The 17,045-nt window shown below is 72.9% G+C and carries 17 protein-coding genes; 11 read left to right on the top strand and 6 right to left on the bottom strand.

Going from position 1 to position 17,045, the window contains the following annotated elements; translation table 11 throughout:
* Positions 1–405 precede the first annotated feature (405 nt).
* From ACQEUX_RS06710 to ACQEUX_RS06665, 10 genes are read left to right on the top strand one after another with little or no spacing between them, the layout of a single operon-like run.
* Positions 406–720 carry a hypothetical protein gene (locus tag ACQEUX_RS06710; RefSeq protein WP_433042794.1) on the top strand — a complete coding sequence of 105 codons (315 nt, stop codon included), beginning with the start codon at positions 406–408 and terminating at the stop codon, positions 718–720.
* The gene (locus ACQEUX_RS06705) at positions 720–1,628 is read left to right on the top strand and encodes a hypothetical protein (RefSeq protein ID WP_433042791.1); all 909 of its coding nucleotides are present in this window, start codon (positions 720–722) and stop codon (positions 1,626–1,628) included. Before ACQEUX_RS06710 ends, ACQEUX_RS06705 begins: the two co-directional genes overlap by 1 nt.
* Entirely contained in the window at positions 1,625–3,217 is a 1,593-nt protein-coding gene (locus tag ACQEUX_RS06700) for a contractile injection system protein, VgrG/Pvc8 family (protein ID WP_433042788.1), read from the top strand. The genes ACQEUX_RS06705 and ACQEUX_RS06700 overlap by 4 nt, the downstream gene beginning before the upstream one ends.
* Positions 3,217–3,555 carry a hypothetical protein gene (locus ACQEUX_RS06695; RefSeq protein ID WP_433042785.1) on the top strand — a complete coding sequence of 113 codons (339 nt, stop codon included), beginning with the start codon at positions 3,217–3,219 and terminating at the stop codon, positions 3,553–3,555. Before ACQEUX_RS06700 ends, ACQEUX_RS06695 begins: the two co-directional genes overlap by 1 nt.
* On the top strand, positions 3,552–3,986 hold the full coding sequence (locus ACQEUX_RS06690) for a GPW/gp25 family protein (RefSeq protein WP_433042782.1): 435 nt from the start codon (positions 3,552–3,554) through the stop codon (positions 3,984–3,986). Before ACQEUX_RS06695 ends, ACQEUX_RS06690 begins: the two co-directional genes overlap by 4 nt.
* Positions 3,983–6,688, top strand: a complete 2,706-nt coding sequence (locus ACQEUX_RS06685; RefSeq protein WP_433042779.1) for a putative baseplate assembly protein — start codon at positions 3,983–3,985, stop codon at positions 6,686–6,688. The genes ACQEUX_RS06690 and ACQEUX_RS06685 overlap by 4 nt, the downstream gene beginning before the upstream one ends.
* The gene (locus ACQEUX_RS06680; RefSeq protein WP_433042776.1) at positions 6,669–7,184 is read left to right on the top strand and encodes a phage tail protein; all 516 of its coding nucleotides are present in this window, start codon (positions 6,669–6,671) and stop codon (positions 7,182–7,184) included. The genes ACQEUX_RS06685 and ACQEUX_RS06680 overlap by 20 nt, the downstream gene beginning before the upstream one ends.
* Positions 7,181–8,110, top strand: a complete 930-nt coding sequence (locus tag ACQEUX_RS06675) for a hypothetical protein (protein ID WP_433042773.1) — start codon at positions 7,181–7,183, stop codon at positions 8,108–8,110. The genes ACQEUX_RS06680 and ACQEUX_RS06675 overlap by 4 nt, the downstream gene beginning before the upstream one ends.
* Positions 8,107–8,568, top strand: coding sequence for a hypothetical protein (locus tag ACQEUX_RS06670; protein ID WP_433042770.1), 462 nt, complete (start codon positions 8,107–8,109; stop codon positions 8,566–8,568). The genes ACQEUX_RS06675 and ACQEUX_RS06670 overlap by 4 nt, the downstream gene beginning before the upstream one ends.
* Positions 8,569–8,613: 45 nt before the next feature.
* Complete coding sequence (locus ACQEUX_RS06665; protein WP_433042767.1) at positions 8,614–9,369, top strand: hypothetical protein; 756 nt, start codon at positions 8,614–8,616, stop codon at positions 9,367–9,369.
* A gap of 79 nt (positions 9,370–9,448) precedes the next feature.
* Here ACQEUX_RS06665 and ACQEUX_RS06660 read toward each other — a convergent pair whose 3' ends face one another.
* Genes ACQEUX_RS06660 through ACQEUX_RS06635 form a run of 6 tightly spaced genes read right to left on the bottom strand, consistent with a single transcriptional unit; the run spans position 9,449 to position 15,476 of the window.
* Positions 9,449–10,366 (bottom strand): PmoA family protein, encoded by a 918-nt coding sequence (locus ACQEUX_RS06660; RefSeq protein WP_433042764.1) that lies wholly within the window; start codon positions 10,364–10,366, stop codon positions 9,449–9,451.
* Entirely contained in the window at positions 10,363–11,082 is a 720-nt protein-coding gene (locus tag ACQEUX_RS06655; protein ID WP_433042761.1) for a hypothetical protein, read from the bottom strand. The genes ACQEUX_RS06660 and ACQEUX_RS06655 overlap by 4 nt, the downstream gene beginning before the upstream one ends.
* Positions 11,066–11,965 carry a carbohydrate ABC transporter permease gene (locus ACQEUX_RS06650; RefSeq protein WP_433042758.1) on the bottom strand — a complete coding sequence of 300 codons (900 nt, stop codon included), beginning with the start codon at positions 11,963–11,965 and terminating at the stop codon, positions 11,066–11,068. Before ACQEUX_RS06650 ends, ACQEUX_RS06655 begins: the two co-directional genes overlap by 17 nt.
* The gene (locus tag ACQEUX_RS06645; protein ID WP_433042755.1) at positions 11,965–12,948 is read right to left on the bottom strand and encodes a carbohydrate ABC transporter permease; all 984 of its coding nucleotides are present in this window, start codon (positions 12,946–12,948) and stop codon (positions 11,965–11,967) included. The genes ACQEUX_RS06650 and ACQEUX_RS06645 overlap by 1 nt, the downstream gene beginning before the upstream one ends.
* A gap of 31 nt (positions 12,949–12,979) precedes the next feature.
* Positions 12,980–14,326: an ABC transporter substrate-binding protein gene (locus tag ACQEUX_RS06640; protein ID WP_433042752.1), complete on the bottom strand. Its 1,347-nt coding sequence runs from the start codon at positions 14,324–14,326 to the stop codon at positions 12,980–12,982.
* Between the two features lie 19 nt (positions 14,327–14,345).
* The gene (locus ACQEUX_RS06635; RefSeq protein WP_433042749.1) at positions 14,346–15,476 is read right to left on the bottom strand and encodes a LacI family DNA-binding transcriptional regulator; all 1,131 of its coding nucleotides are present in this window, start codon (positions 15,474–15,476) and stop codon (positions 14,346–14,348) included.
* Between the two features lie 238 nt (positions 15,477–15,714).
* Between ACQEUX_RS06635 and ACQEUX_RS06630 the strand changes: the two genes are divergently transcribed.
* On the top strand, positions 15,715–17,043 hold the full coding sequence (locus tag ACQEUX_RS06630; protein ID WP_433042746.1) for a Gfo/Idh/MocA family protein: 1,329 nt from the start codon (positions 15,715–15,717) through the stop codon (positions 17,041–17,043).
* The last annotated feature ends 2 nt before the right edge of the window (positions 17,044–17,045 follow it).

Raw genomic sequence — 17,045 nt, 5'->3', positions numbered from 1 at the left:
GCGCCGGGACCGGCTGCCGCGACGGGACCTGCTCGGCCCGCCGGATCAGGCGCACCACTCCGACCGGGTGAATCGGCGCGTCGACGCATTCCGAGCCGGGCCGGCCAGAACGGAACAGATCGGGGCGGCACCGGTCCGGCCGGGGTGACGCCGGCCCCGCCGATGGTCCGCCCGGCGGTTCCCGGCCCGCCGGTGCCGCCCTGGGAGCCGGACCGACCCCACCGCCGGCCCGCGCACCCCGCGCCGACTCCCCGTGCGGACCGGAGCGTGGACGATGTCGGCCCCTCCAGGGGCGGTCTCCCTCCACGATCCGCTGCGGCCTCCGACGGCTACGCCGATGGCGGTGCGCAACTGCCGGACGGCACGGTGTCGACTGACGGTCCGCCGCACCGGCGGGCTCGTGGCGTGGCCGACGGACCGGTTCTGGTGACCCGTCCGGCTCGCGCGGCCTCCGTGCCGAATGCTGGCCCACCGGGCCTGGCCCGTACCGCCGGTCGTGGACCCTGGCCGGCCCTGCCGGACGAGCCGGCGTGGTCCGGAAACCTGGCCGGCGGGCCAGACCCGGGCACCGGCGGGGCGGGGGCCGTCCGCGACGGATGGGCTGACGCCGCCGACCGCTGGCCGGCACTGCCGGACGACGGGCCCCTGTGGACCGTGCCGGGTGCGGCGTTGGACGCGGCCCGACTGGCGCGCCTGGACCGGGAACAGGCAGGCGGCTGATGGAACGCGTCGCCTTCCTCATCGACTCCTCCGGCGAGCGGGTGGACTGCCTGCTCAACCCGGAGACCGTGCAGGTGACCCGGCTCGCCGGCGTACGCCGCCGGGGTGCCGCCGACGGGCAGCTCACCGGGTCCGGGCTGGCCGACGACCCGCTGGTCTTCACCGGCGGCGGTCGGACCGAGCTGGTGCTCGACCTGCTCTTCGACGTCGACTTCGTGGAGGCGCAGGTCCGCCCGGCCGACGTCCGGGTGCTCACCCGTCCCCTCTGGATGCTGGCGGAGAACTCCACCGCCGAGCATGGTTGGCTGCGACCGCCGCTGGTCCGGTTGGTCTGGGGCAAGACCTGGAACGTGCCCGGTGTGATCGTCGCGGTGGCGGAGCGGTTCGACGCGTTCACCGGCACCGGCTCGCCCCGACGTTCCTGGCTGCGGCTGAAGCTGGTCCGGGCTGCCGAGACAGCCGATCAGGCCGAGGCCGGCTTCGCCGAGGAGTTGGCCGCGGCGAGCACCCCGACCGCCGCACCGGGCAGCGCGGTGATCGCCGCTGGCGACGGCGCGGCGGAGCCGGGCCGTTCCGGTGTGCGCTTCGACCTGCTGGCGAACGACGCGCTCGGCTCACCGCTGCGCTGGCGTCTGCTCGCCGAACACAACCGGATCACCGATCCGCTGGCGGTACCGGCCGGCACCACGCTGGCCGTCCCGCCGCCGGGCGCCCCGGGCGGGTCGACAGTGGCGGGTGCCATGGCCGGAGTCGCGCGGGCGGTGGCCGGCGCGGTAGGTGCCGGCGCGTCGTTCGTCGGCGCCTCGATCGCCACCGCGCCCGCCGCCCGGGGCGCCACGACCGGACCGTCGACCGGACCCATCCTCACCAGCGCGAACCCGGGCCCCGGCCCCGGGGGTACGCCGTGAGCAGCGCCGCGCCCCGGGCGTTGATCGTCCTGCTCGACGGGGCCGAGCTGGCCGGCGCCGCCCGCCAGCGGGTCCGTTCGCTGCGGGTGGCAGCGCGGCTCGACCAGCCCACCCAGGCCGAGCTGGTGCTCGCCACCGCCGCCGGCGTGGGTGCGCTCGACCCGGCGGTCCGCCTCGGCACGACGCTCGACGTGCGGCTCGCCGACCAGACCGACGCCCTGTTCACCGGAGAGGTCACCTGTGTCGAGGTCGAGTACGCCGCCGACGGCGCGGCGGTCCTGCGGCTGCGGGCCTACGACGCGCTGCACCGGCTGCGTAAACGGCAGGGGCTGCGGGTCTTCACCTCGGTCACCGCGGCCGAGTTGGCCCGGGAGCTGTGCGGTGAGGTGGGGCTGGACGTGACGGCGGAGGCTGACGGGCCACGGTTGGAGCGGCTGCTGCAGCACCGGCACAGCGACCTGGAGCTGCTGCGCGAGGTGGCCGGCCGGGCCGGGCTGCACCTGGCCGCCGACGGTGACGGCATCCGGCTGATCACTCTCGCCGGCTACGGGGAGCCGGTCGCGCTGACCCTGGGCGCGGGCGTGCACACCCTGCGGCTCACGACCAACTCGGACCAGGCCAGCGGTGCCAGTGCCGCGCTGGGCTGGCATCCGCAGCGGGCCGAGTTGATCAGCCAACAGGCCGACGAGGCACGTTGCGGCCGTCCGGCCGGCGATCGACCGGACCCGGCCGACGTGGGTGCCGACGGGGTACGCACCGCCGTCGACCAGCCCGGCCGCAGCGACGACGAGTTGGCGGCGCTGGCCCAGGCGCGGCTGGACACCCGCGCGGCGGCACTGGTCACCGCCGAGGGGGTGGCCGAGGGTGATCCGGCGCTGCGGCCGGGCCGCCGGATCGACCTGAGCGGTGTGCCCGACCCGGCAGCCGGGGCGTACGTGCTGACCGAGGTGGTGCACACCATCGACGGCAACGGGCACCTGACGCGGTTCTCCACGATGCCGCCGGTCACCCCATCGACCCCAACCGGGGGCGCGGTGGTCACCCTCGGCACCGTCACCGACGTCGCCGACCCGGACGGGCTGGGCCGGGTCCGGCTGACCCTGCCGGCGTACGGGGACCTGGACGCCGGCTGGCTCGCCGTGCTGTGCCCCGGTGCGGGGCCGGGCAAGGGCCTGGTGGCGCTCCCCGACCCGAAGGACACCGTGCTGGTGGTGCTGCCCGGCGGCGAGCCGGCCTCGGGCATCGTGCTCGGTTCGCTGTTCGGCGCCGTCGAGCCGCACGACGCGGGTATCGACGACGGTCGGGCGCGTCGCTGGACGCTGCGCACCGCCGGCGGGCAGTCGATCGTCGTCGACGACGTGCGGCGCAGCCTGCGGCTGGCCACCGAGGGCGGGAGCTTTCTGGAACTGACCCCCGATCTGGCCACTCTGCACGCGGCGTCCGACCTGGTGATCTCCGCGCCCGGCCGGGCCATGGTGGTGCGCGCGCGCAGCGTGGACTTCCTGCACGCCGAGTCGACCGAGGACCCGACCACCGCGGCGCGGCAGGCCCTTTCGCTCGCCCGCGCCCACCACGAAGGAGGCGGCTGATGCGCTGGATCCACCGTGACTCCGTGATCACCTGCGATCACGACGGCCGGGTCGAGAACCGGCCCTCGCAGCAGTGGGTGACCGTCACCGGCGTGCCCGTGCTGGTGGACGCCGACCCGGAGGGACGCACGATCGTCGCCTGCCCGAACTACGGCCCGACCATCAAGCCGTGCACCAGGACCGAGAGCCTGCGCGTCGGTTACAGCGACTGGGTCCGCGTCGACGGGCATCGGGTGGTGCTGTCGCACCTGGAGGGGTTCACCAACGGGACGCCGCCCAACGCGGTCCACCACACGGTGCGTGACCCGCGTCAGCGGTTCCTGGGGGCGGACCGATGAGGGCGTTCCGCTTCGTCGGCGCCGGCTTCGACGCCGGACGCAACGGTGGGTTGGCGCTCACCGCGGCCGGCGGCCTGGCGATGACCGAGGGCGACGAGAGCGTACGACAGGCGCTGTTCCTGCTCCTGTCGACGACGCCGGGCGAGCGGCTGATGCGACCCGGGTACGGCTCCCGGCTGCACCGGCTGGTCTTCGCGCCCAACGACGACACCACGGCCGGCCTGGCCATCCACTACGTCCGGCAGGCCATCGCCCGCTGGGAGCCACGGGTCGAGGTGATCGACGTGGACGCCGGGCCGGACCCGGACGACGGGTGGCGGCTGGTGATCCGGTTGGACTACCGGGTGCGGGCCAGCCTGACGCCCGGGCAGCTGGTCTTCTCCGTGGACCTGCTCCCGGCCGACGAACCCGCGCAGGGAGGATCCTCATGACGCTGCCCGTGCCACACCTGGACGACCGCGGGTTCCTCGACCTGGTCACCGAGGCTCGGGAACGGATCCGGCAGTCCTGCCCGGCCTGGACCGACCTGTCGGCGCACGACCCGGGCATGGCGTTGGTGGAGGCGTTCGCGCACCTGACCGAGGTGATGATCTACCGGCTGAACCAGTTGCCGGAGAAGGCGTACGTCTCGTTCCTGAACCTGCTCGGGGTCGCCCGGCACGCGCCCACGGCGGCCTGGGCGGATGTCCGGTTCACCCGCAGCGGCACCGACCGCGCCGCGATACGGATCCCGGCCGGCCTGCGGGTCGCGGCGGCCCGCGGCGCGGATCCCCGGCCGGTCGTGTTCGTCACCACCGAGCCGGCGCTGCTGCCCGTGGGCGAGGAGTCGGTGACGGTACGGATGCACCACTGCGAACCGGTCGAGGCGGAGCTGCTCGGCGTGGGCACCGGCCAGCCGGGTCAGGTGCTGCGGGCGGCCCGCGCCCCACTGGCGCACACCGCCGAACCGCTGGACCTGCTGCTCGGCGTGGAGGTGCCGGCCGGCACGGTGGAGCTGGGCGCGGCGGCCCGCGAGTACGACGGCCGCACGTTCGAGATCTGGCGGCCGGTGGACAGCTTCGCCGGGCTCGGCCCGCAGGCCAAGGTCTACCTGGTCGACCGCTGCTCGGGCACCCTCACCTTCGCCCCGGCCCTCGATCTGCGACCGCCCGTCGAGACGCCCCACGTCACACCGGGCGACGACGGACCGGCCACGACCGGCGAGACCGTCCCGGCCACGACCGACGCCGCCGAACCTGCCGGGGTGAGCGGCCCGACGCCGGTGACCGTGGCGGCCGTGCCGCCGGCCGGCAGGCAGGTCCGCCTCTGGTACCGGGCCGGCGGCGGGCCCACCGGCAACGTGGCGGCGGACACCCTGACCAGCCTGCGTGACCCACTACCCGGGGTACGCGTGGACAACCCCGCGCCGGCCGCCGGCGGTCGGGAGATGGAGGCGCTGGAGTCGGTGCTGCTGCGCGGCCCGTACGAGTTCTTCGCCCAGCAACGGGCGGTCACCGCCCGCGACTTCGAGGTGCTGGCCACCAGCTCCGGCGCGGTGGCGCGGGCCCGGGCGTTCACCCGCGCCGCGGTGTACAGCTTCGCCCGGCCGGGCGAGGTCGAGGTGGTGCTGGTCCCGTACGTGCCACCGGCAGCCCGCCCCGGCGGCCGGCTGCCGGTGTTGGTGCTGCGTGAGCACGAGGTGCCCGAGGCGCGGCGCCGGGTGGAGGCGGACCTCGAGGAGCGCCGGATGGTCGGCATCCGGTCCCGGGCGACCTGGGCCCGCTTCAAGGCGGTGTCGGTACGGGCCCGGGTGGTGGTCCGGCGGGAGGAGGACGTGGACGCGGTCCGTCGCCGGATCCACGACCGGCTGCACCAGACGTTGAGCCCACTGCCGACCGCGCTCAACCCGACCGGCTGGCCGTTCGGCGAGCCACTGCGAGCGTCCAACGTGTACCGGCTGCTGGAGCACGCCGAGCCGGGCGTGCGCTACGTCGAGTCGGTCCGGTTCGTGGTCGACGAGGCGCCCGACGCCGAGGTACGCGCCCTCGCCGTCGACCAGTACCAGCCCCGCACCTGGTACGCCGGGCGCGGCCCGGTGCTGTTCCGTTCCAGCAACGGCGGCGCGGGTTGGGAGCCGGCCGGCCGCTTCGACGGTGAGACGGTGCTTCGGGTGGCACCCGCGCCCGCGCCGGTACGGCCGGGCATCGTCGCGCGTCCCGGCTCGGTGGCCGTGGTGACGCTGCGGGCCTCCGGCGGCTCCCGGGTGCACCTGAGCACCGACCTGGGCGAGACGTGGTCGCTGCTCACCGACCTGGATTCGCGGATCTCCGACGTGGCCTGGCTGGACCGCGACGGCGCGGGCGCGCTGCTGGTCGCCACCGACACCGGCCTGTACGAGGTGTCGCTGCTGCCGGGGGCCGTGCCCTTGCAGATCCTGGTCGACCCGTCCGACGCCGACCGGGGGTTCTACGCGGTGCGCGCGTTCGTCTCGGAGCGTGGCGCGCCGGGCGTGGCGGTGGCCGCGCAGGCGAGCTTCGGGGTGTACCTGTCGACCGCCGGCGGCCGGCCCGGCAGCTTCACGCACGTCGGCCTCTCCAACGTGGACAACCGGGTCCTCGCCGTGCAGTACGACGGCCCGGCCACGCTGCTCTGGAGCGGCGCGGGCGAACCGGACCCGAAGAGGCCCGGCCAGGGCTGTCACCGCACCCGGCTGTTCGAATCCGACGTGCAGTGGCAGTCGGTGCAGGGCGGCTGGATCGGCGGCACCTGCCGGGACCTGACGTTCGCCGGACCGCTGGCGCTCGCGGCGACGCAGAGTGGCGGGGTGTTGCGGCTGGACACCCTGGCCGCCCGGCCGCAGTGGCAGGCGGTGTCGGTCAACTGCGGGTTGCCGTTGCGGGACCGGACCCGGTTCGTGCCGGTCGACGCCATCGCCGTGAGCGTGAGCGGGGGCGCCACCGGCGGCGGCACACCGGAGCGGCTGATCCTGGCCGGCGGCGAACGCGGCGTGTACCGCAGCGCCGGGGCCGTCGACTGGACGCCCAGCGCGAACCAGGCCACCGCCGACGTGGTGACCGTCCCGGACACCTGGCTGCTCTGCTCCGGCGAGCACGACATCGAGGTGGTGAGCCACGATGCGGCGCTCGGCGATTGAACGGCTGCTGCCCGCCGCCTACCAGCGGGCCTGTGTGCCGGGCAGCGTGCTCTGGGCGCTGCTGGACGTGATGGAGGGGCTACACGCGCCGGACGAGGCGATCCTCGCCGAGGTGGACGCCCTGTTCGACCCGTACCGGGCGCCGGACGGGCTGGTGGTGCGGTTGACCCGCTGGGTGGCGATGGACCACGTGGTGGCCGCGCCCCGACCGGACGCCCCGCTGCCGCTGCCGGTGGGCCGGCTGCGCGACCTGGTGGCCAACGCCGCGCTGCTGGCCCGGTGGCGCGGCACCCCGTACGGCATGCGCAGGGCCCTTGAGCTGGCCACCGGGATGCGGGGCTTCGCGATCGACGAACCCGCCGAGCAGCCCTTTCACGTCGTGGTGCGGGTGCCGCCGGCCGCCGCCGGCCAGCTCGCCGTGATCACCCGCATCGTCGAGGCGGAGAAGCCGGCCTCGACCACCGTCGAGATCGTCCTGGAAGAGGAGTCGTCATGACCACCGAGTGGGCGGTCGTCGCCGCCGCCGAGCAGTTCACCCTCGATCCGCGCAACAGCGGCGAGCTGACCTTCACCGTCTCCAACCCGGGCAACGCACCGGACACGGTGGTGTTCGACGTGGCGCCCGGTGACGGCTCCCAGCGGGCGTGGTTCACCGTCACCGAGCCGCAGCGGGTGGTCCCCGGGCAGGGCTCGGTGTCGTTCCTGATCAAGCTTGCCGTGCCGGCCGGCACCCCGCCCCGGCGCTACGACATGACCGGGTTCGCGTACTCGGCGAACACCGCGCCGGAGGAGAGTTCCCGCTCCAGCGGCCGGGTCACGTACGAGGTGCGGGCGGTCGCGCCGCCACGGCGTACCCCGTGGTTGTGGATCGCCGCCGCGGCGGCGTTGGTGCTGGTGGTGGTGACCGTGGGGGTGGTGCTGCTGACCCGTGACGGCGAGCCGGCCCCCGGCGAGCCGAGGGTGGTCACCGTCGAGGCGGAGAGCCTGGTGGAGGGCGCGGTGGTGGAGTCGCCCCGGACCAGCGGTGCGGTCGTGGTGGCGCAACCCAACTGCTGCGGGGTGACCTGGTCCGGGGACAAGCAGCTGTTCTTCCAGGGGCTGGCCATCGGCGACCAGGTCACCGTGACGGTGCAGATCCCGGCCGACGGCACGTGGCGTTTCGCGGCGGTGCGCACCACCTCGTTCGACTACGCCAACACGGTGTTCGCGATCGACGGCAGCCAGGTCGGCGGGGCGTTCCTCGGCTTCACCCCGACCGTGCGCAAGACGGAACTGCTGGACGTGGGCACGGTCCGGCTGACCAAGGGCCCGCACCGGGTCACGCTGGCGGTGGTGGGCAAGACGCAGGGCACCAACCGGTACTTCGCGGGCGTCGACGAGATCCGGTTCACCGAGGTCGTGGCGCGGGCCGTGGCGCGATGAGTGGCCGGCAGAAGGCGCTGCTGGGGCTGCTCGCCGTCCTGCTGGTGGCGCTGTTCGTGGTCGCGGTCGGCGCGGGTCGCGACGACCGGGGCGATCCCGGTGCCCGGCACGGGCTGGTCGACCGGTTGGCCGCGTTGGGTGGCGAGCGTGCCGCGGTGGACCCGGCCACGGTCCGCGCCGACTGCGCCGACGAGACCGGCCGGCTGGTCTTCTCCGGTAGCTGCGTGGTGCGGGTCGCCGACCCCGGCGGGTTGCGCACGCTGGTGCTGCGCAGCGCGGCGCAGTTCACGGTCGTCGCACCGGCACCCGGCGACGCCGAACTCACCATCCGCGACGAGGTCGAGCCGGCGTCGGACGGCACCGGTGCGGTGGCGAAGGTCGCCGTCGACCAGGCCACCGAGGTGGGCCTGAGCTGCCCCGTCCTGGGTGGCTGCACGGTCGTCGTGGCCACGTCCTGACCCGATCGTCGTGGCCACGTTCTGACCCGAGAGGAAGGTGCCGCCGTGGGTGACCTGCGCAAGCCGTTCCTGCTGCTGGCCATGCTCGCCATCGTCCTGGCGATCGGCGTGGAGCTCGGCGCCGGGCTGCTGCTCGGCGGCGCCGACGCCGGCGCGGCCCTCGCGGACAGCGCCGGCACGCTGGACGTGGAGCTCGACGACGTGTCCGGGGTCAGCGAACCGTCCGGCCGGGGCACCGGCTACCTGGCGTTGATCGACGCGGTGGCGGTCTGGAGCACCGGGCTGTTCTGCCTGGGGCTGCTGCTGCCCGAACGCGTCCAGGGCCGGGTGCAGGGCGTCGCCAGCCTGATCTTCTCGATCATCCTGATCATCGTCGGGCTGATCGCGCTGGTCATCGCGTTCGTGGAGCTGTCCATCATGGTGTCGCTGTTCCTGGCCGTCCCGTTCGGCACGCTGGCATACCTGGCCCTGTGGGGGTTCTTCCCGGTGGGCGAGGCGGCGGTGCTGCTCGGGTTGGTGCTGCTGCTCAAACTCGTGTGGGCCGGGCTGCTGGTGCTGGCCCAGCCGCGCTTCCTGCAGAACAAGGGCCTCGTCCTGCTGATCCTCACCACCCTGCTCTGCACGGTCGTGCTGGAATTCCTGCACAACCTCGTGCCGGTGATCCTGGTCAGCATCGTCGACGACGTGGCGGCGCTGGTCTTCGCGGTGATCGCGATCATCTGGGGGCTGGTGCTGCTGATCGGTTCGATCCCGGCGATCGTGAAGGCCATCCGGGTCACCGCCGCGCTGCCCACCCGTTGACGACGCCCACCCGGCCCCGCGCCGTTGATCATGAAGTTGTTGCCACCGCGTCCGGCGTGTCGTGGCAACAACTCCATGGTCAACATGTGGAGCGGGCGAGGGCTGCGGCGGTCGCGCGGTCGAGCGCGCCGTCGGCGATGACGACGCGGTGGCGGCCACTCCGCTCGGTGTTGGCCGCGATGGTGACCGGACGTTCGAACGCGAACGCCACCCCCACGCCCGCGTACATGGCGGTCCGCGTGAACCACCGGTCGCCGTCGCCGAGACCGGCGAACACCAGGGTGTACGCCCTACCGTCCGGCCCGGTGCCGCGCAGCGCGACCCACGGCTCGGCGGAGCCGTTGACCGCCTCCTCCCCCGTCGCCGAGGCGCTGAACACCGATGCGGGCTCGGCCGAGACCGCTCGCCAGAAGAACCCGCCGTAACCGGCCCCGCCGGGGCGACCGTTGGTGGCCGGACTGCCCAGCCGCACGTCCTGTCCGGCCGGGGCACTCAGCGTGTAGTCCAGCTCCAGCCGCCAGGCCGACACGCCGCTCGGCCCGTCCCCGCTCGGCCCGTCCCCGCTCGGCCCGTCCCCGGTCAGCGGGACGGCGGTGAGTTGGCGGCGCTCGCTGAGCAGCACCGCCCCGTGCGGGTCGCGCCACTCAAGCCGGTGGGCAAGCCGGTCGGCGGACCTCTCCGACCAGGCGGTGTGCGCGATGACGCCGTGATCGTCGCGCCAGGTGTAGCCGACGTCGCGGACGTAGGTGCGCCCTCCCCAGAGGTTCGCGCCGTTGACGTCCTGCACGGCCAGGGAGGCACCGAGGTGCCACACGTGGTCGGCGGGGAGGGCGTCGGTGACCACCGTGCCGCCGAGGGTGCGCACCGGGTGCAGGTACGGCCGGGGCCCGTGCCGCGCGTCCAGCGCCGGGTCGAGCACGTACCGGGCCACCTCCGTCCCCCCGACCGACAGCCGCGCCGGCTGTTCGGTGCGGCCGGCCGCGTGCTCGGTGCTCACGGCAACTCCGGGTGGGCGGGACCCGGCCCACGGCCGGCAAGGTCAGCGGAGACCGGCCGGCGGCCGGCGAGGTCAGCGGGGCCCGGCCGGCGTACGGCCAGGTCCGCGGGGGCCGGCCGGCGCCGGGCGACGGCGTGCAGGGCGGCCACGGTGTAACCGGCGAGGATCGGCACCGCGACCGGCGTGACCAGGACGGCGAGCAGCCCGGCCAGCGCGGTCACGCCGGTGAGCGCGAGCCACCGGATGGGCGCGTCGAGACAGGCGCGGGCGGCGGACCGGGCCGCCGCCCGCCACCGCCCGCCCCCGTTGCCGCCCACCTCGACGACGACCAGCCCGGCGTACCCGGCCAGGCCGGCCGCGACCAGTGCCGTCACCAGTAACGCCGGCGGGCCGCCCGGCACCCGGCCGGTGGCCAACGCCGCCAGGTCGGCGGCGAGCAGCCCGGCCACGACGAGCGCGAGCAGGCTGACCGGCACGCCGGGCAGCACCGAGCGGGCGAACCGGCGCAGGGTGGCCCGCGCCGACGGCCAACTGCCGGTACGCGTCCAGTCGTGCACCGCCGCGCTGGCCGTGCCCGCCGCCGCCCCGGCGGTGAGCAGCGGCACCGCCGCCAGTGTCAGCAGGATGCCGAGCAGCGCCAGGTCGGCGGCATCGCGGGCGACGTCGCGCCAGTCCCGTCGGCCGCCACCGTCGACCGGCTCAGCCCTTGATGCCACTGGTGTTGATCCCCTCGACGAGCATCCGCTGGAACGCGACGAAGAACAGGAAGACCGGCAACAGCGACAGCACCGACATGGCGAACATCGGCCCCACCGCGCTCTGGCTCGTCGAGTCGATGAACAGCGTCAACGCGACCGGCACGGTGTAGTCCTCCAGTTGGGACAGGAAGACAAGTTGGCGGAAGAAGTCGTTCCAGGTCCAGATGAACGAGAAGATCGCGGTGGTGACCAGCGCCGGGCGGCTCAGCGGCAGGATGATGTGCCGGAAGATGCCGTACGGGCCGGCACCGTCGATCCGGGCCGCCTCGTCCAGCTCGCGCGGGACGCCGCGCATGAACTGCACCATCAGGAAGACGAAGAACGCCTCGGTGGCCAGGAACTGCGGGATCAGCAGTGGCAGGTACGGCCAGTCGCCGCCGACCAGCCCCAACGTCCGGAACAGGATGTACTGCGGCACGATCAGCACGTGCGAGGGCAGCAGCAGCGTGCCGATCATCACGGCGAACCACACGCCGCGCAGCCGGAACCGCAGCCGGGCGAAGGCGTACGCGGCCAGCAGGCAGGAGATGCCGTTGCCGACCACGGTGAGCAGGCTGACCATGGCGCTGTTGAGGAAGAACCGCCCGAAGCTGACGTCGAAGTTGCTCCACCCGGCGGTGTAGTTGCCGGGGGTGAACCGCTCGGGCAGCAAGCCGACGTTGTTGACGATCTCCTCCTGGGACTTCACCGAGGTGCCCACCATCCAGATCAGCGGGTAGAGCACCACGGCGACGATCGCCACCAGGATGAGGAGCCGCAGCACAGGCCGACCGCCGGGCCGCCGGCGGCTCGTTACCGCCGCTCTGGTCGGCGCGTCGGCCGTCGGGGTCACCGTCACCATCACCGGTCCTCCCCGTCGGAGTAGTGCACCCAGAACCGCCCGGTGCTGAAGAAGATCGCGGTGATCACCGCGATGGCGAGCAGGAAGACCCAGGCCATCGCCGAGGCGTAGCCCATCTCCAGGTCGGTGAAGCCGGTGATGTAGAGGTTCAGCGTGTACATCAGGGTGGAGTCGACCGGGCCGCCGGTGCCGTTGCTCAGCACGAACGCGGCGGTGAAACCCTGGAACCCGTTGATCGTCTCCAGGACCAGGTTGAAGAAGATCACCGGGGAGAGCATCGGCAGGGTGACGTTGCGGAACTGGCGGAACCGACCGGCGCCGTCGACGGACGCGGCCTCGTACAGCTCGGTGGGCACCTGCTTGAGCCCGGCCAGGAAGATCACCATGGGCGCGCCGAACTGCCAGATGGCCAGCACCATCAGCGTTTCGAGGGCCCAGTCCGGGTCGTTGACCCACGGCTTGCCCTGAATGCCGAAGAGGCTCAGCAGCGAGTTGAACGCGCCGTCGCGGTTGAACATGTTGACCCAGACGATGGCCAGCGCGACGCTGCCGCCGAGCAGCGACGGCAGGTAGAACAGCCCACGGAACAGCCCGACCCCGCGCCAGGCGCGGTTGAGCAGCAACGCCACGCCGAGCGCCGCGGCCAGCTTCAACGGCACGGCGATCAGCGCGAAGGTCAGGGTCACCCGCACCGCGTGCCAGTACGACGGGTCGGCGGTGAACATCCGTTCGTAGTTGGCCAGCCCCACCCACTCCACCTCGGAGAAGGGGGTGAGGATGTCGTAGTTGGTGAAGCTCAGGTAGAGCGACAACAGCATGGGGACCGCCGTGACACCCATCAGGCCGATGAGCCACGGCGACAGGAAGACGTACCCCGCCAGACCTTCGCTGTGCCGGAAGCGTCCGGGCCCACGCCTCTCGGTGTGGGCCCGGGCGGATCCGGGGCCGCGTCGGGTCGGGTCGGGCGCCGTGGTCAACGCCACGAACAGCTCCTCTCCTCGCCTGGTGCGGCGGTCAGGCGATGGCGGACTTGCACGCCTCGATGAACTGGGCGGCGGCCTGGGCGGGGGTGGCCCGGCCGTACTGGGCGTTCTCGGCGGCCTTGATCAGCTCGGAGCGCACCTTGCTGTGCCCCTTGATCGGCACCTGCGGCGACTCGCCGAACTTCTGGGTCAGCTCCGCCTCGACGGCGATGGACTGTTTCATGGCCGGGTCGGTGGTGTCGTCGCTGACCACGCGGCGCAGGTCCTGGTTGGACGGCAGACCGCGGTCGGTGCCGAGCAGCTTGACCGCCTCCTGGTCGTTGTTCAGGAAGTTGATCACGTCGACCGCGACGTCCTTGTTCTTACTTCCCTTGAACACCGACCAGTACATCGAGGCCCGAGCCCACTGCGCACTCGGGTCACCGGGGTAGGCGATGACGCCCAGCTCGTCCTTGGTGTTCTTCTTCAGGTCCGGCATCTGATTGGCCCAGACCCAGGAGGTGGCGGACTTGCCGGTGACCACCAGTTGCTTGGTGATGTCGCTGGAGTTGCCCTCGTGGATGACGTCGGCGGTCGGGGTGGCCTTGCGGTCCCGGGCGCCCTTCCACAGGTCGAACCACCTGGTCACGTCCTCGGCGGTGAAGCCCAGCTCCTTGCCCTTGTAGAGGTCCTTGCCCTGCTGGCGCAGCCAGACCCAGAACGCCTTGTAGTCGGCGCTCGGGTCCTGGGTGCCGGGCACGCCGGTCTTCTTCGACACCTCCTCGGCCCAGGCGATGTGCTGCTCCCACGACATTCCGGTGGTGGGCTCGGGCAGGTTGTGCTTGGTCAGCAGCGTCTTGTTGTAGACCAGGCCCTGGGTGTTCTCCCCGGCGGCCAGGCCGGCGAGCTTGCCGTCGACCACGCCGTACTGCCAGAGGCTCTCGGGGAACTTGGAGGTGTCCAGCTTGCCGGACTTCTGGTAGGGGGTCAGGTCGAGCGTGGTGTTGCGGCCCGCGTACTCGGCCAGGTAGTTGTCGTCGATCTGGAACAGGTCCGGTGGGTTGCCGCCGGCGGTGAGCGTGGCCAGCTTGTCGAAGTAGCCCTGGTTGGCCTGCCAGGTCTTCTCGAAGGTCACGTTCGGGTGCTTCTTGGTGTAGAGAGCCAGCGCGTCCTCGGTCAGCTTGGCCCGGGCGTCGCCGCCCCACCAGAAGATGGAGAGCTTGACCGGGGCGTTCGGGTCGGCGGCACCGCCGTCGTCTCCGCAGGCGACGGCACCGAACATCAGCGGCGCGGCGACCGTCGCGGCGAGCAGGCCGCGCAGCAGTCGCCGCCGGGGCAGAGGGGTACGGTGGGTGCGCCCGACGGGCGGGTCAGTGGTGGGGGGCGTTGCGGGGTGCATGTGCGCTCACTCCTCGGCATTAGGAGGCGACGGCATCACCGGTGGCCGCCGTCGGGATGCCCGGGCCCGCAGGGCAATGCGGGTCCGGGCCTTGCCGCGCGGCCAGGGGACGTGCCGGTCGGGCGTGCGGGCCCGGGCCGGTCGAGTCGCGGATGACCAGGTCGGTCTGGAGCATTACCTGTGCGGTGGTACGACGGACGCCGAGCGCCGTGCCGGCACCGGATCCCCGCGCGGCGCGCGGTGACTCGGTGTCCTGTTGCAGCAGCATGTCGACGGCCGTCCGGCCGGCGGCCCCGGTGGGTGTGGCCACCGTCGTCAGTTTGGGGCGGGTCAGCCGGCTCAGGGTGATGTCGTCGACCCCGATGACACTCACCTCCTGCGGCACCCGGACCCCGAGCGCGTCCAGCCCCTCGATGAGGCCGATCGCCATCAGGTCGTTGTAGGCGAGCACGGCCGACGCTCCGCTGCGCCGCACCTGCTCGGCGACGGCGGAACCGCCGGTCTCGGTGGGCGCGTTCGGGCCGAGCACCGTCAGCTCGGCGCCGCCGGCTCGGGCGGCCACGCTGGCGGCCCGGCGCATCTCCCGGTTGGTCCACGAGCTGCGCGGCCCGCCGAGCAGCGCGATGCTGCGGTGGCCCAGGCCGACCAGGTGCTCGATCGCCGCCCGGGCGCCCTGACCGACGTCCATCAGCACGCAGGGCAGGCCGGCCACCTGGCGGTTCACCACCACCAGCGGCACCTCACGGCTGAGCTGCTCGATCAGGCTGTTGCTCATCCGGGGGCTGCACAGCAGCACCCCGTCCACCTGCTTGGCCAGCGCGTGGACCAGCTCCTCCTCGGCGGTCGGGTCCTCGTTGGTGTCGGCCACGAAGACGTGGTAGTCGCGGTGCCGGGCCTGACTCTCCGCCGCTTTGATCAGCGGTGGGAAGAACGGGTTCGCGATGTCCGCGATGATCAGCCCGATGTTGTGCGTACGCCCGGTGATCAGGGCACGGGCGGCCCGGTTCGGCCGGTAGCCCAGGTCCTCCGCGCAGGCCAGCACCCGGACCCGGGTCTCCGGGTTGACGAGGTGCGGAGCGGAGAAGGTGCGGGACACGGTGGAGATGTGCACACCGGACGCCCGGGCGACGTCCCGGATGGTGACTGGCACGGCGGCCCCTTCGTCCGATGTGGTGGCGGTCACGTGGGTGTGGCCCATTAATGCAAACGGTTGCTCCAGTGTCAACGGCGAATGGTTACGGCTTTGTTGCGCCCAGACTCCCCTTGGTGACTGATCGCCCCGCAAACACTGACAAATACCGCCGATTGCATCGCCGTCGTTGACGCAGCCGGATCGATCGTGATTACTTCATTGCAAACCTTTGCAGGATCACTGGGGAGGCGACCGAATGTCACCGAGAGCCGACGGCCGAGTTCGGTACGCCGTCGTGGGCACCGGCGCGCGAGCGGAGATGTTCGTCCGGGCCCTGGTGCTCGACCATGCCGACACCAGCGAGCTGGCCGCCTTCGCCGACGTCAACCAGGCCCGGATGGACGCGCACAACCGCTGGCTGTCCGAGCTGGGCCACCATCCGGTGCCCACCTACCCGGCCGTCGAGTTCGCGACGATGCTGGACAAGGAGCGGGTCGACGTCGTCCTGGTGACCAGCGTGGACGTCACGCACGACGAGTACGTGGTGGCCGCGTTGCGCGCCGGCCGGGAGGTCATCACCGAAAAGCCGATGACCGTGGACGCGCGCCGCTGCCGGCGGATCCTGGACACGGTGACCGAGACCGGCGGTCGGGTGACGGTCGCGTTCAACTACCGCTACAACCCGCTGCACGAACAGGTCCGCCGGCTGCTCGCCGAGGGCGCGGTCGGCGAGATCGGCTCGGTGCACTTCGAGTGGCTGCTCGACGTCCGCCACGGTGCCGACTACTTCCGCCGCTGGCACCGCGACAAGGCCACCTCGGGCGGGCTGATGGTGCACAAGGCCAGCCACCACTTCGACCTGGTCAACTGGTGGCTCGCCGCAACCCCCGTCGAGGTCTACGCGGCCGGGCGGCTCTTCTTCTACGGTGCGGGCGGCCGCCGGCACGGCTACGCCCGCGACTACGACCGGGCGCACGGCTCCCCTGCCGCCGCCGACGACCCGTTCGCGTTGCGGCTGGACGCGCACCCCCGGCTACGTGAGCTGTACCTCGAAGCCGAGGCCGAGGACGGCTACCAGCGCGACCGCAACGTCTTCGCCCCCGGGGTCAGCATCGAGGACGACATGGCGGTGCTCGCCCGCTACTCCACCGGCGCCACGATGACGTACCACCTCACCGCGTACTCCCCCTGGGAGGGTTACCGGGTGATGGTCAACGGCAGCCGGGGCCGGCTGGAGCTCGCGGTCACCGAGAACGACTTCGTCGACCGGGGCACCGCCGGTGCGGTCAAGGGTGCCGCGCTGCACGGCACCGAGGCGCCAGCCGAGGGCGGTGGGGCGACGCTCACCCTGCGCCCGTTCTGGGCCCCACCCCGGCAGATCCCGGTCGAGGGTCGCAGCCGGCACGGGCACGGCGGCGCGGACGCCCGGATGACCGGGGTGCTCTTCGGCGGCCAACCCGACCCGCTGGACCGCGCCGCGACCGCCGACGACGGCGCGTTGGCCCTGCTCACCGGCCTGGCCGCCAACCGGTCCTTCGAGACCGGTCAACCGGTTCGGGTCGCCGACCTGCTCACCCCCCGCTGACC

The sequence above is a fragment of the Micromonospora sp. CA-259024 genome (genome assembly GCF_050936255.1).
GTDB lineage: Bacteria > Actinomycetota > Actinomycetes > Mycobacteriales > Micromonosporaceae > Micromonospora.
The sequence above is the reverse complement of the archived record's forward strand: the minus strand, read 5'-3'. Positions and strand labels throughout refer to the sequence as shown.